General features: G+C 66.4%; 11 protein-coding genes and 1 pseudogene. 8 read left to right on the forward strand and 4 right to left on the reverse strand.

The features are described from left to right. Nucleotides 1-86: 86 nt before the first annotated feature. Nucleotides 87-266 (reverse strand): annotated as a pseudogene (locus ACWGH0_RS25815) (hypothetical protein); the annotation flags it as partial. A gap of 175 nt (nucleotides 267-441) precedes the next feature. Between ACWGH0_RS25815 and ACWGH0_RS25820 the strand changes: the two are divergent. Continuing rightward, nucleotides 442-942, forward strand: coding sequence for a GNAT family N-acetyltransferase (locus ACWGH0_RS25820; RefSeq protein WP_453406622.1), 501 nt, complete (start codon nucleotides 442-444; stop codon nucleotides 940-942). 575 nt (nucleotides 943-1,517) lie between these two features. Here ACWGH0_RS25820 and ACWGH0_RS25825 read toward each other — a convergent pair. Beyond that, entirely contained in the window at nucleotides 1,518-2,210 is a 693-nt protein-coding gene (locus ACWGH0_RS25825) for a helix-turn-helix domain-containing protein (protein WP_453406623.1), read from the reverse strand. 187 nt (nucleotides 2,211-2,397) lie between these two features. Between ACWGH0_RS25825 and ACWGH0_RS25830 the strand changes: the two genes are divergently transcribed. From ACWGH0_RS25830 to ACWGH0_RS25840, 3 genes are read left to right on the forward strand one after another with little or no spacing between them, the layout of a single operon-like run. After that, nucleotides 2,398-3,387, forward strand: coding sequence for a TauD/TfdA family dioxygenase (locus tag ACWGH0_RS25830; protein ID WP_453406624.1), 990 nt, complete (start codon nucleotides 2,398-2,400; stop codon nucleotides 3,385-3,387). 53 nt (nucleotides 3,388-3,440) lie between these two features. Next, entirely contained in the window at nucleotides 3,441-4,208 is a 768-nt protein-coding gene (locus tag ACWGH0_RS25835; RefSeq protein WP_453406625.1) for a TSUP family transporter, read from the forward strand. 5 nt (nucleotides 4,209-4,213) lie between these two features. Then, the gene (locus tag ACWGH0_RS25840; RefSeq protein ID WP_453406626.1) at nucleotides 4,214-5,194 is read left to right on the forward strand and encodes an aspartyl/asparaginyl beta-hydroxylase domain-containing protein; all 981 of its coding nucleotides are present in this window, start codon (nucleotides 4,214-4,216) and stop codon (nucleotides 5,192-5,194) included. Here the strand turns inward: ACWGH0_RS25840 and ACWGH0_RS25845 are convergent. Next, the gene (locus tag ACWGH0_RS25845) at nucleotides 5,191-8,166 is read right to left on the reverse strand and encodes an AfsR/SARP family transcriptional regulator (protein WP_453406664.1); all 2,976 of its coding nucleotides are present in this window, start codon (nucleotides 8,164-8,166) and stop codon (nucleotides 5,191-5,193) included. The genes ACWGH0_RS25840 and ACWGH0_RS25845 overlap by 4 nt on opposite strands. Before the next feature lie 350 nt (nucleotides 8,167-8,516). Beyond that, a complete protein-coding gene (locus tag ACWGH0_RS25850; RefSeq protein ID WP_453406627.1) occupies nucleotides 8,517-8,795 on the reverse strand; it encodes a hypothetical protein in 279 nt (92 codons plus the stop codon). A gap of 454 nt (nucleotides 8,796-9,249) precedes the next feature. Here ACWGH0_RS25850 and ACWGH0_RS25855 point away from each other — a divergent pair, with 454 nt between their 5' ends. The 4 genes from ACWGH0_RS25855 (at nucleotide 9,250) to ACWGH0_RS25870 (ending at nucleotide 14,031) form a co-directional block, all read left to right on the forward strand. Next, nucleotides 9,250-11,541, forward strand: a complete 2,292-nt coding sequence (locus tag ACWGH0_RS25855; protein ID WP_453406628.1) for a hypothetical protein — start codon at nucleotides 9,250-9,252, stop codon at nucleotides 11,539-11,541. Then, the gene (locus ACWGH0_RS25860; protein ID WP_453406629.1) at nucleotides 11,538-12,683 is read left to right on the forward strand and encodes a hypothetical protein; all 1,146 of its coding nucleotides are present in this window, start codon (nucleotides 11,538-11,540) and stop codon (nucleotides 12,681-12,683) included. The genes ACWGH0_RS25855 and ACWGH0_RS25860 overlap by 4 nt, the downstream gene beginning before the upstream one ends. A gap of 44 nt (nucleotides 12,684-12,727) precedes the next feature. Continuing rightward, a complete protein-coding gene (locus tag ACWGH0_RS25865) occupies nucleotides 12,728-13,573 on the forward strand; it encodes a hypothetical protein (RefSeq protein WP_453406630.1) in 846 nt (281 codons plus the stop codon). A gap of 74 nt (nucleotides 13,574-13,647) precedes the next feature. Next, nucleotides 13,648-14,031, forward strand: a complete 384-nt coding sequence (locus tag ACWGH0_RS25870) for a hypothetical protein (protein WP_453406631.1) — start codon at nucleotides 13,648-13,650, stop codon at nucleotides 14,029-14,031. Nucleotides 14,032-14,397 lie beyond the last annotated feature (366 nt).

Below are 14,397 nucleotides of genomic sequence, written 5' to 3' on the forward strand. Positions count from 1 at the left end.
GGTCAGGCCCCCACCCTCCGGATAGCGCATCCCACCGGCATACCGCAGGGATCATGAACCGTCACTACCCGACGACAACCCGAAAACCTCAGTAGCAAGGGCGGCGAGGCCGGTGGTTCCGGCGTGTCGGGCGGCCCCAGGTCCAGCACGTCGTCGACCAGGTCGGCGACGAACCGGGCGAGGTGGTCCTGGGGCAGCCAGTCGTGCAGTGACGGGGGCAGCAGCAGGACCTGGTGCGGGTCGAAGGCCCTGAACCGCTTGGCCACGCCCACCGGAGGGCTCTGCGGCTGCTGCTTTTCCACCGGCTCGACTTCGAACAGCCCATCTCCACCGCGCATACCGCGATCCTTCCGTACTTACGGTCATCAACCGGAGGCGGGTGGCTGCCCGGTCGGATAATCCAAGTGTGGTCCGGTCGTCCCGCGTGATAGTCCTCCTGCCATGGGCGATCTTGCGACAGCGCGGCTCGTGCTTCATCCGATGACGGTCAGCGAGGCTGAGCAAGTGGTGGCGGGCGCGCCGGACAGCGGTGCCCGATGGGCGCCCGGATACCCCACCGAAGGGGACGTGTTCGCCGCCAGGCGCTTCCTGGGCACCTGCGCGAGCACCGGTGATCCCCAGCCCTTCGGCAACTATGAGATCCGTCGCCGCGAGGACGGTCAGACGATCGGCGGCCTGGGCTTCCACGGACCTGCGGATGCGAACGGCAACGTCACGATTGGCTACGGCCTCATCCCGTCAGCGCGAGGCAAGGGATATGCCTCCGAAGCCCTCCGCGGACTGCTGCGGTTCGCGCGGGCACGCGGCGCCACCTGTGTGAAAGGCGACGCCGACCACGACAACATCGCGTCCCAGCACGTCATGATGGCAGCCGGCATGCGGCCGGCCAGACAAGACGAACGCGTCAGGTACTTCGAGATCGCCTGGACCGACACATACTGACCCACGCTCCTAGCGCTTCGGCGGATGAGTGGGCACGCCGCCTGTAGTGGCGGCGGCGGGCCCGGGCTTGGTGCCAGTGACATCATCTCGACCAGATCACCGCGTGGGCGGGGATGGCAAGGGTGGTGCTTTGGTATCGATCCACAAGTGGTGGACCTTGTAGCGATCCGGGCCGCACTCGCTGTTCGTACCACTGGAGGCTGGGCGATTTCGGGGGCTTGGCGATGCCGCGGCGGGCGAGCAGTTACCGTTGCTGAGTGGGCTCGCCGCCGTAGAACTCCTCGGCGCAGCGGCCGGTCGTAGAGCCGATGCCGTGCCTCGGTGGTGGTCTTGCCCAAGGTGCGCCATGCGGGGCGTGAAGCGGCGAAAGCGCGGAGTCCTGCCCGTAGTCGACGCCGCGGCGATCAGACAGTCCGGTCAGTTCCAGAATGCCTTGATCAGTCGGCGAACGTGGAGTCCGCCAGAAGGGCGCCCAGGCCAGTGGTCAACGAAGCCATCGGGGCGCCCTTCGTCATGGTCGCACCAGAGCCGACACCGGACTCGGGCGAGCCGTGCGTGCATCCGTGGTCGGGGGTTCATTTCAGGCGGGCGGTTGCGCGGGTAAGTGCCACGGCACATGTGGAGACCGCAGAATCGATGGCTGTGGCCTCTCCGGTGATGCTGAGGGAGCCGACTGGGATGCCGAACCTGAGGATGGGTGCTGCGAGCATTCTCGCCCCGCGGGCCGGGTCCGAGGAGACGGCCCAGCCGCGCCTTCGGATGACATGGCGTTCTTGCGGTCTCGGGTGGGGAAGGTCGAGGTAGGCAAGTATGGCGTGCCCGGCAGCGTCGGCCTCCAGTGCTCGTGGCTGGCCGATCGCCGGCTGGGCGGGTGTTGCCCCCGGGCTCTGTACGCGACCGACGCACATCTGCACGGGTACGTCAGCCAGTACCGTGGCGTGCAGAGCAGCCGTGTGTCCGGTGTGCGTGTGCAGGATGCCGAGTAGGTGGCGCGCTTCTGCCGGCGTGGTTGCCAGTTGGTGAGGCAAGTCCTTGCCGGTTTGGTGTTCGGTGAGGGCGTAGTGCCCGTGGCGGGGCTGCCAGATGACTCCGTTCTTCATGGCCGAATGGATGAGGCGCTGCACGGTGGAACGACTGAGCCCGCTCCGGCTGATGATCGAGCGCAGCGAGTGGGGGCCGCTTCCCAGTTCGCGCATGGCCCCAAGTACTCGAAAGGCCCGGTCCGAGACGCGCTCGCGTTCGTCGGAGCCGTGAAGCAGGGCCGGCACATCTACCTCCTTCGTGCGGTTGAGTACCGCGGAATCGAGCAGGGATGTTCGCGGACACTACAGATCCGCGATGTTGCTCTCGAACATCGCGCGGACAGAGCTTTGACATCGAAACGGCATCGGGGGCTCCTAGCGTTCTTCTCGCCCGGCAGGCCGGGCTGATGAAACGTCTGGCGAGGAGCATGTGATGAATCTCGACACCCTGGCACGCACCGAGTACCGGCTGGAAGACGCCGAAGGAACCAAGATGTGGGAGTTGGCCACTCAAGCGGCCGCTCTTGAGGGGGCTGAGACCGCGGACCTGGCCGACCTGCTGCTGGATATACCCGACGGATTACGTCGTGCTCTGGTCGACTTCTCCGCCGGGACGGCGCAGCAGGGCTTTTTCCTGGTCCGGGGCCTGCCCCTGGGTGAGCTGCCGGGTACACCTCAGGAGCACGGTGGACAGCGGCTGGTGAATCATGGCACGACTGGGCTGCTGACGCTGGTGGCCGACCTGCTCGGCACCCTGATCGGCTACGAGGACGAGAAGGGCGGGGCACTCATTCATGAGGTCCACCCCGTCCCGGGCGAAGAACAGCGCATCGAGAACAGCGGTTCGGTGGCCTTCGACTTTCACACGGAGAACGTGCATCACCCCCTGCGCCCCGACTTCTTGGGGTTGCTGTGCCTGCGCCAGGACCACGAGGCCGTCGCAGCCACACGGGTGGCGTCCATACGTGAAGCACACGCTCTGCTGAGCGTGACACACCGCGAGATCTTGCGAGCGCCCATCTTCCACAGTGCCTACCCGACCTCGTTCTCGCGCAACATTGAAGGCCCGCGGCCGACGTCGGGTCCCCATCCGGTGCTGTTCGGGCACGAGTCGCACCTGTTCATGCGCTTCAATTCACACACCACGACGAGCCTTGACCCTGAGGCGTCCGAGGCGCTGCAGGCTCTTTCTGGGGCACTGGAAAGCGTCTGTCAGAACATCGTGTTGTCGCCGGGTGACTTGGTGGTGGTGGACAACCACATTGCGGCGCACGGGCGAACGGCCTTCACCCCTCGCTTCGACGGCACGGACCGCTGGCTGCGCCGGTGCTACTCCCTTCGCGCGATGCCTCGTTGGGCGGAGAGGATGATGCCGCGGGCCCGCGTGCTGCCCGCGCTCACGCAGATCACCGGCGTGTTGTAAGCGATGCACCGGACAGATCTGACCGCTTCGAGGAACAGTGCAGGGAGATCCCTTTGGACGCCATAGGAGTGGGGGGCCTGCTGGTCGCCGCGACGGCCGCCGGATGGGTGGACGCCGTAGTGGGAGGCGGTGGGCTCATACTCATCCCCGCCCTGATGGTGGCCTTCCCCCAGCTGTCGCCGGCGACGGCTCTGGGAACCAACAAACTCACCGCAATCACAGGCACCACGGTCGCGGCTGTGACTTTCGCACGGCGAACAAAACTGGATCGCTCCATCGCTCTCCCGGCCGCGGCTCTCGCCGTTCCGGCGGCCGGGTTCGGGGCCCTGTCCGCGTCCAGCCTCCCCGCGGACTGGTTCCGGCCGCTCATCATGGCGTTGCTCATAGCTGTAGCCGCCTTTGTCACCCTCCGGCCAAGCTTCGGTGCCATTGAGGAGTCAGAGGCCGTGAGCCGACGCCGCCAACTGGCCGTCGTCGGCCTGGCAGGCTGCGGAATCGGCTTCTACGACGGTGTTTTCGGGCCCGGCACCGGAACGTTCCTCATCATCACTTTCACGAGCTTGTTGTCTCTGGAGTTCCTGCAGAGCTCTGCGCTCGCCAAGGTAGTGAACGTAGGAACCAACCTTGGGGCACTCGTGGTGTTCGCCGCGCAGGGCCAGGTTCTATGGCTCCTGGGAGCCGCAATGGCCGTGTGCAACATCGCCGGGGCCACCCTGGGAGCCAGGACAGCACTGCGACGAGGCTCCGGTTTCGTCCGCGTCGTACTGCTGGTCGTGGTGACGGGCATGGTTGTGAAACTCTCCATCGACCAGTTCGGATGAGGCGTGTGGACGGAGTAAAGCGGATTCACGACCCGCTGGGGAGAAACCTGCCCGACAGCGCGGAACTGACAGGAACGTACGACACGGACCGGCTGCACGCCGAGCTCGCCAGGCTCGCCGTGCGGTACGGGTCCCCTCTCTCGGCGGTCAACGGGCGGCGAGTGCTGCCGCTGTACAGCCTCGGCGGAGATCCTCACCGCACCGACCCGGGCGGGCCCAGCCTTCAGGGCTATAAGGAAACATCCTGGCTGTCACACCTTCCGGCCATGCGGGAAATCCTGGAGGGTATGCCGGCGCCGCTGCGGAGCGTACGCCTTGTAGAACTGCCCCCCGGTGTTCGGTTTACCGCACTGCAATCCCCCAAGATGGGTCCGCCCTGGGGGCTTTGCCGTCTCCATCTGCCGATCACCAGCGGCGAGCGGGCGAGGACCTTCTTCGTTGCGGAAAGCCACACCTGGCGCCCCGGAACTCTGTGGTTCGCCGCCGCCTGGCGGGCACACGCCTTGGTGAACGACGAACCACACGCTCTGCTCCACCTGATCATCGACATGTGCCACACCGCAGAACTGGGCAAGCTGTTCCCCGCGCCGCTGCGGGACATGGTGACGGCGCCGGCTGCCCTGGTGCGGCGTCCCGAGGTCCGTCTCACGGCACAGGAACTACTGCACTACCAGTGCCGGTTCCCCATGCCCGAAGCTTTCACCAACTGGGAGCAGCCAGGGCATCACTTCCCGCGCTCCACGGGCAGGGGCATTGTCACGGCGGAGATAAGCATGTCCGCAGGAACACCGCGGTTGGTAGTGGCGGACCGGCTGTTCTGCTCGCTGGAGCACATCGGCCAGGGCGAGTTCCGGATGCGTGGGTGGAGCGATGAACGGACCCTGCAAGTCGATGTCGGGGAGCGTCATCAGACCTCGGTGGTGCTCCGAGCGCGAGAGGGCTGCAACACCTACAGCACCCGGATACACGCGGCATCTGGGACTTAGCCTGCGAGTGTTTGCATGGCGCGGTGGAACTGAGTCAGCCGGCCTGGTGCCTCCATTCGACGGCACAGTTCCGCGCCCTGCTCCAACAGCACCGCCGCGTCCGCCAGGTCGCCGGCGGCCTGGCGGGAGCGCGCCAGGTTGAGCAATCCATCGGATTCGAGCAGCGGATCCTGGATGCTGCGTGCGAGGTCGAGAGCCTCGCTGAAGTGCTCCTCCGCCTTGGACAGGGCGCCGCTGCGCGCCTGGACGGCACCGAGCCCAAGAAGCGCGGCGCAACGTCCACTGAGGTCACCAAGTGCGGTGGTGGCGCTCAGACTGCGTGCGTATCCTTCCGCCGCCCGCACGACTTCGTTGCGCGCCAGGTCGAGGTCTGCCAGGCTGAGTCGGACCTGCGCGGCACTGCGCCCCTCAAAGGCCTCGACAATGTTGCCAGCCTTACGCAGGAACGTCTCAGCCTCGTCCTGCCTGCCCAACTCCAAGTGGGTTTGGGCAGCCCACCGAAGCACCTGCGCCTGTGCCTCTAGGTCTCCGACATCCTTAAGGATCTCCAAGCACTCCTGCCAGCGGGCGAGGGCGCGCGCGGTGCGGCCCCCGATTCGGTCGGCGCAGGCGGCCTTGCGCAGTGCCAAGGCGTAGCCGTGCCTGTCGCCCACGGTGTGGAACAGTTCTCGCGACTGCTCCAGAAGGGGTATTGCCTGGTCGTACTGCCGTTTCGTGAGGTACAGGTCGCCCAAGCCCAGCAACAGAGCCGCCTCGCCCCTTTGATTTCCCTCTTGGCGTACCGCTGCGAGCGCGCGGTCGTGAGTGAGCCGCCAGTCGTCGAAGTGGAAGCGCACGCTGAACAGGCATCGAGAGGTAGCGGCAAGGTCCCATGCGATCTCGTCCGCTCCTCGCTCTGCCGCCTGCACACACAGCGAGGTGATGGTCCCCCTGTCGGACTCGTACCAGCCAAGTGGGTCGGCGGCCATCCTGTTGACCACGTCGGCGGAGACCGGGGGCCGGGCGGCTAAGCTGTGTACTACGGTGAAGTCCCCTCCGCACACGGCACGGTGTGCTTGATCGGCGAGGGCCAGTGTGGTTGCAGCGGCGCGGTCAAGAGCCGCTACCTGTTCCGTCCTCGGTTCGGCCTCCGTCATGAGCTCAAGGGCAAAAAGTCTCACCAGGTCATGCATGCGGTACCTGGGCTGGGCGGTCCCTGCCGGGCTGGTCACGTCTACCAGACGAGCATCCAGCAGCTGCTCCAGAAGGTCTTCGGCATCGCGTAGGGGCATGTCCATCAGCGGGGCACAGATCCAGTCCGGGAAGTCCGGGGCCCGAAGGAGCGACAGCCGGCGCAGCAGTTTACGGGCCGCCGGGCTCAGACCCTGGTGCGACAGTTCCAGACTGCTGCGCACCTCCAAGCTCTCGTGGGCGAGTTCATCCAGTCGGCACCGCTCGTCGGCCAGACGGGACGCTGCCTTCTGCAGCGTCCAGTGAGGCCTGGACGCCAGCTTCGCCCCCACGATGCGCACCGCCAAGGGCAACCGGCCGCAGAACTGGATCAGCTGGGAGGCCACAGCAGGCTCCGCCGACAGCCGCTGCTCTCCGACCAGCCGATTGAGGAGCAAGTAGGCCTGCTGTTGCCCGAATACCCCCAGCTCCAGCACCTGGGCATTGGGAACGGTGGTCAGCCGCGTCCGACTCGTGACCAGTACACCGCAGCTTCCCGTACCCGGGAGCAAGGGCCTGACCTGGCTGGCGTCTCCTGCGTTGTCCAGGACGAGGAGTATGCGCCGGTCGGCAAGCAAGTTCCGAAAGAGCGCGGCGCGTTCGTCCAATGAGCCGGGTATGGAAGCCCCCGGTAGGCCGAGGTCCCGCAGAAATCGAGCAAGTACCTCCTCGGCAGGTACCGGATGGCGATCCATTCCCCGGAGGTTGACGTACAGCTGGCCATCGCTGAACACAGGCCGCAGCTGGTGGGCCACATGGACGGCGAGGGCGGTTTTGCCGGTACCGCCGGGGCCCACGATCACCGACACCGGCACCGTGGCCGTGCCGGGAACGAGTACGGCGCGCACCGTGCGGATCTCATCCTCACGGCCGACAAACTCCGCTAGATCGCCTGGCAACTGGCACGGAGCGCTCGCAGGGGCCATTCGCGCATTGGGCTCGACGCGTGAAGTGCGGCGCCGAGGTGTCGCATGGGCGGAACCCGAGGCGGATACGGCTTCGCCGCGCAGCAAGCGCTCGTGCATGCGCCTCAGTTCCTCGCCCGGTGCCACGGCGATTTCCTCCCGCAACAGCGCGGCCGTGTCCCGGTAGAGCTGGAAGGCATCAGCCTGGCGGCCGGACCGATACAGGGCCAACATGAGTTGGGCTCGCGGGCGCTCCAGCAGCGGGTACTGCTGCGCGAATGCCGAAAGCTCGGTGATGAGGTCCTCGTACAGGCCGAGGTCGAGCTGAATGTCCGCGCAGGCCTCACGGGTAGTTATGTATTCCTCTTCCCAGCGTCGGAGCTCAGGCTGCCACGCCTGGCAACTGATGCCGGACAAAGTGGGCCCGCGCCACAAGGACAGCGCTGCCTTCAGCCGGGACAAAGCCCGTTCGGAGTCGTTCCCCTCGCTGTGCCTGCGGGCTTCTTCCCGAAGATGACGAAACTCCAGGGTGTCGAGGTATACACCCTCCGGAGCGAAACGATAGCCGGGACGCTGGGTGATGAGCAGATCTCGCCCGACGCCGACTTCGCGGAATGTACGCCGCAGCCGCGAAACGCAGGTGGCGATTTGGTTGGCAGGATCAGTCGGCAGGTCTTCCCAGGTGCTGTCGACGAGGTGCTGGACGGGGACCACCTCGCCGGCTCGCAACAACAGGGCCCCCAGGACGGTCCGCAGACGTGGGGCCGACAACTCCCACACCTGTCCATCCATACGGATCTCGAGTGGCCCGAGCACCCGAAACTCCAGCACCCCGTCCCCCGAAGGTGACGAATGCATCACTTCTTCCCCCTTGCATGTACGTGTAACACCCCAAGACTTACCACGCCTGTGACACAGTCGTCACAAGATGTGATCTTGATCATGGGGCTCGAGCCTGGCGTTCAGGCACTCCGATAGCCGGTACTCGCCCGGCCCGGCCCCGACATCAGCTCTTGGCGGGAAGTCACTCGCGCTGTGGCCAACACAGGGCTCGGACGGCCTTCCGGCTTCACCGACGAGGTGGTGTTCCGGCGGCCCCGGCTGTCAGGAGCACAGCATCGTGCGCGAGGATGACTTCGCCTGCGTCTTCTGCGGCAGCGATCTACCGCAGACGTGGAACGTGGCTCCCACCGTGTGCTGGCCGAGGGTCACAACCACGCGTTGCATCGCGTGGCAACAACACGGCAACTCTGGAGGCGGTTGATCCCGCACTCCACCGCATGACGCTTGCGGCAGTCGACCGGGGTGAAGTGCGGTGGTAGGCCTGTGGAGCCAAGCTTCTGGGCATCGCCCGGCTGCGGGTTCCTGGCCTGGTCCGTGAGCACGGTCAGCCCGCGGTCCCAGCCGATCCGCTTGGCGGTCAACGTCTCCGGCATATCAGGACATTGCTCAAGCAGTTCACGAATCTGCGGCTTGACCACAGTCACGATCAAGCCCCTTCGGCGCCCGTTGACACTTCGGCGGCGCGTCGTCGGCGATCGCTTGCGGGCAGTGTTCCTCTCGATCCCCAGCTTCCTCCCGATCGCCCGAACGGGCATCTACTCGGCCCGATGAAGCCTTCGGATTTCCGCCCAGTCCTCCACGCTGATCACCGCTCCCCCGGCCTGACTCAACGAACCAGCGCCCTGAAGGGCGTCAACCTGCAAGCGTCGCCACTGGTCCGCTTTTCAAGCGTCGCCGCCACATGCTGTTCTCCAAGTGCAGCTTGTGGAAGCTGGGCCAGTGCAGTTCTTCCGTTTCGGGCGGTAATTGCAGAACGACGGACGGAGGCGTGTTTGCGCCGGTACGTTGCCTGCGAGATGGGGAGTGGCGTACCGGATCCGTATGCACGGGGACGAGTGATGCCACTGCGCGATTGGGGGGTACATGTCAGTCGTATCAATGCTCATCGACGCCCTGCTGCGGGCCAGGCTGCGGCAGTTACCCGAGGTGGCGCATGAGACTGCGCGCTGGCGCACGCTCGGCGAGCGCCTGGACGAGCTGGACGGCGCACTCGCCGATCTGAGGATGCACAGCACCATGGACGCCGAACTGGCAGCAGCCCTGACACTTCCTCATCTTCCAGAGACCCGGCTGGCTGTCGCGGAAGCAGCGGACTCATTCAGAGTGATCGCTTCCCGCTTCACCCGGACCACAGTCAACATCGGTGTGAGCGGCGCGGCGCGCATGGGCAAGAGCACCCTGCTGCAGTCGGTCTCAGGCCTCGACGACGACCAGATCCCGACTGGTCACGGCATCCCGGTCACTGCGGTCCGCAGCCGCATCTTCCACTCACCTGCAGTACGGCGGGCTGAGTTGGAGATGCACAGCCCGGAGAGTTTCCTGAGCGAGGTGATCTCCCCGCTCCACGTGGCGCTCGGTCTCGCCTCTACGCCGCGTACGATCGCCGAATTCGGTCGCTGGGTCTATCCGGAAGCTCTGCCGGATACCCGGGATCGGCTGCTGCTGACCCGGCTGCGTGAACTGCATGGTGCGTTGGAGTCTTACGAGGCGCTGCTGACCGGCGGGGTCAAGACAGTGCCGCTGGAACAGGTGCGGCGGTTCGTGGCCTATCCGACCCATGAGGAGATCACCGAGGGGGCTGGGCGGGTGAGGCGTGCCTATGCCGCTGTGCGCGAGGCCCGCATCGAGTGCGCCTTTCCGCACCAGGATGTGGCCAGGATCGGCATTGTGGACCTGCCGGGCCTGGGTGAGGTGGCCGCCGATGCCGACCGGCGGCATGTGGCCGGGCTGCGCAATGAGGTCGACGCGGTGCTGGTGGTCAAGCGTTCCTCCGACACCTCCTCGTTCTTCGACGAGACAGACACCGCCGGACTCAGCCTTCTGGACGAGGTACGAGGGTTCGTGCGCAGCACCGGAGAATTCACCTACCTCGTGCACAACGTCGATCCGGACAAGCCCCATCTCGCAGCAAACCTCCGCGGCGACCTGCTGCGTAATGTCAACGGCGGTGAGCCGGACCGCTTCTTCACCGTCTTCGAGACCGATGTACGTGATCCGGAGCGGGTCGGCAGGGAGCTGCTCAGTCCGCTACTGAAGCGGATGGCGGAAGGGCTTCCGGTCATGGACTCCGAGGTACTCGCCGGCACCCGGGCCCAAGCCGCGGCTGTGCGTGACCGTACGCGCCTGCAGCTTACCGATCTGCGGCGGGCGCTCGACCAGGTGGCACGGCGGGCCGGAGTGCCGGAGGAAGTCAACGACGCCAAGGCTGCGCAGCTGCGCAGCGGTATCGCCAGGCGACTGCGCGGCCTGGCTGCGGAGCTGGCGGCGGAGGCGCACGGTTCCATGATGGACCCGGGCTTCGGGGAGGCCGTTGGGAAGGCCTATGAGGGCGTACTCGCATGGATCGAGGACGGCTTCGGAAAGGGCGCGGACGCATGGCGGGCGGAGGCGCTGACCTGCATGGTCACCGAAGGTCACTCGGCCGCGTTTGCGGGGCCGGAGTTCAGCAGGATCCGGGTAGAGATCAGCCGCCGGTTCTCGGCGCTGGACGACTTCTTCACGGCGCGGCTCACCGCTGCCTGGGACCGTGCGGCCGCCGTCTTCGAGGCCGAGTGCGGGGCACTGTTCCAACGTGACAAGCGCAGGAAGGCGGACGGCGCCTCCGGCTCCGATGGCACCACCGCTTCTCCTGTCGCGGGTTCCGGCCGCGAGGTTCTCGCCGAGCTGGCGGAACTGTTCGCCCGCTCTTCTCAGCCCTGCCCGGGTCTGGCTTCCGCGGTCAACAGCCTGCTGGATGTACGGCTGGAGTACCGCACTCTGCTCTACCCCCGGGTACGCCCCGATCTTGCCCCGCTGAATCTCCAGGTCAGCCACCCGAAAACCGGCGAGCAGATGCAGCAGGTAGCGGTCGCTTTGAGCGAAGAGGGCGCGGAGGACCTGTACGAGCTGTTCGGCGGTCTCGCTGAGCAGGCGGCTTTTCGGATCCAGAAGTCGCTGTCGCAGGAAGCCGCAGTTCCTGCAGCCGTCATTCACGCGCTGGTGGAGCAGTTCGAAGACACCCTGATCCGATCCGGCACCTCAGTCCAGGAATTTCGGCGGTTCGTGCGTTCGTACCGCAACGACCTGTGGCCGCAGGAGTTCCAGGGGATCGACGAGGCCAACAGCCGCTTCGCGCGTGTGGTTCGCGTTGCGCAGGACATCTCCAGCATCGTCGAAGAGGAGCAGCTGTGACGGACGACCACTCGGTCTTCGAGTACAAAATCGGGCTGCTGGCCCCCAGCCGTGTGGGCAAGAGCACCCTGATCGCCAGTCTGCTTACCGAGGGCCAGCAACTGCTGGCCCGGGACTCCTCGGTACACCTGCTCACTGCGGACCGGCCCACGGCTCATCGGCTGGCCGCCGCCTACAACCTGGTCTCCGGATCGCTCAAGGCCCGTGTGTTCCAGCCCGGCCTGGTGCCCAGTACCAGCGATCCTTCGTGGTTCCGGCTTTTGCTCGAAGCGCGGGGACAAGGCCTGCAGATCCGGTTCAACATCCTCGACTATCCGGGCGCATGGCTGGAAGGGGCCGGCGAAGGCACCGAGGACGAGCAGAAGTGGTCCGAGTGCGAAGCGTTCCTCGCCGACAGTTCCGTGCTCATCCTCCCGATCGACTCGGTGCTGCTCATGGACGCCGGTGACGACCATGCGCATCTGCTCACCGCTCACCTGTCTGTATTTCAGATCAACCAGGCCGTTCTCAGATGGGCGAAGAACCGGCGGGAGCTGGCCGGTGAGCCGGCCATGATCGTGTTGTGCCCGGTCAAGTGCGAGACGTACCTGTCGGACAGCGGCAGTCTGCAGGATCAAGCGGGCGCGCTGCGGGAGAAGGTGGTCGATCAGTTCAGCGAAGTACTCAAGACGGTCCGTGAGGCGGCCCCGCACGCGGCGATCCGCTACCTCCCGATCGACACCTTCGGCTGTGTGGAGCTGGTCTCGGCACGCTGGCTGCGCGCCGAGGCATCGCCCGGCGGCGAGATCCTCGTGCCCAAGTACCGGGTCCGGCCACCGGGCCAGATGGTCCGCAAGGGACTGGACGACCTCATCACCCTTCTGTGCCGGCAACTGGTCGACACCGCGCGGGCGCAGAGCGAGCGGACGACGGCAACGCGGCAGACCGTTGCCCTGCACTCCCGAAGCTATGCGGAGGTGAGGGAGGGCTTCTTCCGTGACCTGTGGCTGAGCTTCAACGGCGAACGCGACCGTCGCAAGCGCGCCGCCGACAGCGACGCCCTGCTGTTCACAGAGTCGCAGCGCACCACCCAGTCGCTCTTCGACGTGCTCACCGCCCTGGCCGCGCGGGAGAGCGGGCCCCGTCTGCACCATCTGAGCTGACCGCCGAAGGGACTACCGTGCACATTTGTCTTCGAACCCGGGGCGTGCCGCGCAGGCTGGACTACGGCTTCCTCGGCCCCGCACCCGATAGCCGCTGGTGGGACCCATACTCGGAGTACACCGCCACCGAGCGACCCTGCCTGCTCGCCGTCTCGTCGAACGGTCGCTGGCGAGTGCTGATCAGTGGGGTCCCCTCCACCCGGACGGACTCCGTAGGAACCCTCATTTTCTACACCCTGGTCCTCGAAGGCTCTGCCCCCGGCCCGGGGGGTGCAGTGGAGGCCGGGCAGGACCGAGCCGCGGTGCTGGCGCTCGCGTCGAGCTGGCTGGACGACATCGCCGGTCACCCGGAGGGCCGCGGGGCGCTGTCCGAGCTCCTGGACGGTATCTGTACCAGCACTGAGGTGGACCGGCTGCTGGCCGCCCGCCCCTCGGAGCTCGCCGCCGAGCGCAAGGAGCTCACCGGCAGGCTCACGACCGCGCTGGCATCCCTGAAGCCCTTCCCGCCCGTCAAGGACACCGATGTCCCCGCCCGTCTGGGAGAGCGATGGATCGCCGGCCGAACGGCGCCTGGCGCCGACGCTGCCTTCTTGGTTCGGCTGTCCTCGCTGCTGTCCGGCAAGAACGGGGAGGCACATCTGCTCAATCTGGTCTCCTGCGCGGAGGACGTCACCACGTTGCCGCCGGGAGGTGGGTCGCTGGCCATACTCGTCGAAGGCGGCATGGTCGGCGACTGCGCGATGCGGGCCGAGGCGCTTCCGGAGCTGCGTCCGGAGGTCGTGAGCAGCGTCCCAAAAGCCCGGTGGCGGGCAGCGACAGTTCCCACAGCGGTGACCGCCGTCATCCTGCTGCTGGTGGGTCTGCTCCTGCTCGCCAGCGGCTGGATCTGACCAACCCGTTCCTGCTCGAGGGGAAATCATTCGGTTCCAGGTTCCCGTTGCGGCTGTCCGTCGGCCTTGGGGCAGTGCAGCGCCTGCAGTTCGACTCAAGAGCCTCCTACCAGGGCGAGTGGCTGGAGCCTGGTGTCCTGTTGGCCTTCCGCGCCGAATTCTTGGCGTCCGAGCAGTGGAGTGGCCGCCCCATCCGGGCCCTTCTGCTCGCCCGACTGGCCGTGAGACGGGCCCGGTTCTTCGTGGAAACAGCCCGCTACGAATTCGCCGAGGTGGTGGACCTGGACTTCGCCGTGTCGTTGAACGGCGAGACGGTGTACGAGGCGTACGGGGTCAGGCCGATGAGGGAAGATAACCGACTCATTTTCACCGACGAGCCCAGCTGCACTACGAGCTACACCACGATCGAACAGATTGTGCCCGGCTTGAAGCAGGCAGTGCAGAACGAAAACCGCTGACTATTTGTGCGTCAGCTGGACGACCGCTGGGCTTCACGTGAGAACCGACTTCCACGTGCCGGCAGTAGCCCGCCGGGGACGGTGGCATGTGGACCTCTGCCGAGTGGAGGCGGCTGTGGAGCGGTGGTCGTGCGGGGGTACCGAGTGCGATGCGATTGCCGCCGGCCGGACTGGGCGGTGCGCCAGGAGCCGGGACGGGCTGTACGCAGCGATCCACAGCCGGCGCGGTCCGTGAGGCGGCGGAGCGATATGTGTATCCGCAGCGCCTGCCGTCCGAGCGCTTGGGCGCTGCGGTGGCACACGCTGGAAACGACCTCTTCGGGCGAGGGGACCCCGACATTTTGCGTCGCACCGTGGCTGCACAGT

This window comes from Streptomyces sp. NPDC054887 (assembly GCF_053610585.1).

What these genes read in the sequence shown, in the direction of transcription:
- ACWGH0_RS25820 (WP_453406622.1), top strand. Translation starts at nt 442, where the DNA reads ATGGGCGATCTTGCGACAGCGCGGCTCGTGCTTCATCCGATGACGGTC.
- ACWGH0_RS25830 (WP_453406624.1), top strand. Translation starts at nt 2,398, where the DNA reads ATGAATCTCGACACCCTGGCACGCACCGAGTACCGGCTGGAAGACGCC.
- ACWGH0_RS25845 (WP_453406664.1), bottom strand. Translation starts at nt 8,166, where the DNA reads ATGCATTCGTCACCTTCGGGGGACGGGGTGCTGGAGTTTCGGGTGCTC.
- ACWGH0_RS25855 (WP_453406628.1), top strand. Translation starts at nt 9,250, where the DNA reads ATGCTCATCGACGCCCTGCTGCGGGCCAGGCTGCGGCAGTTACCCGAG.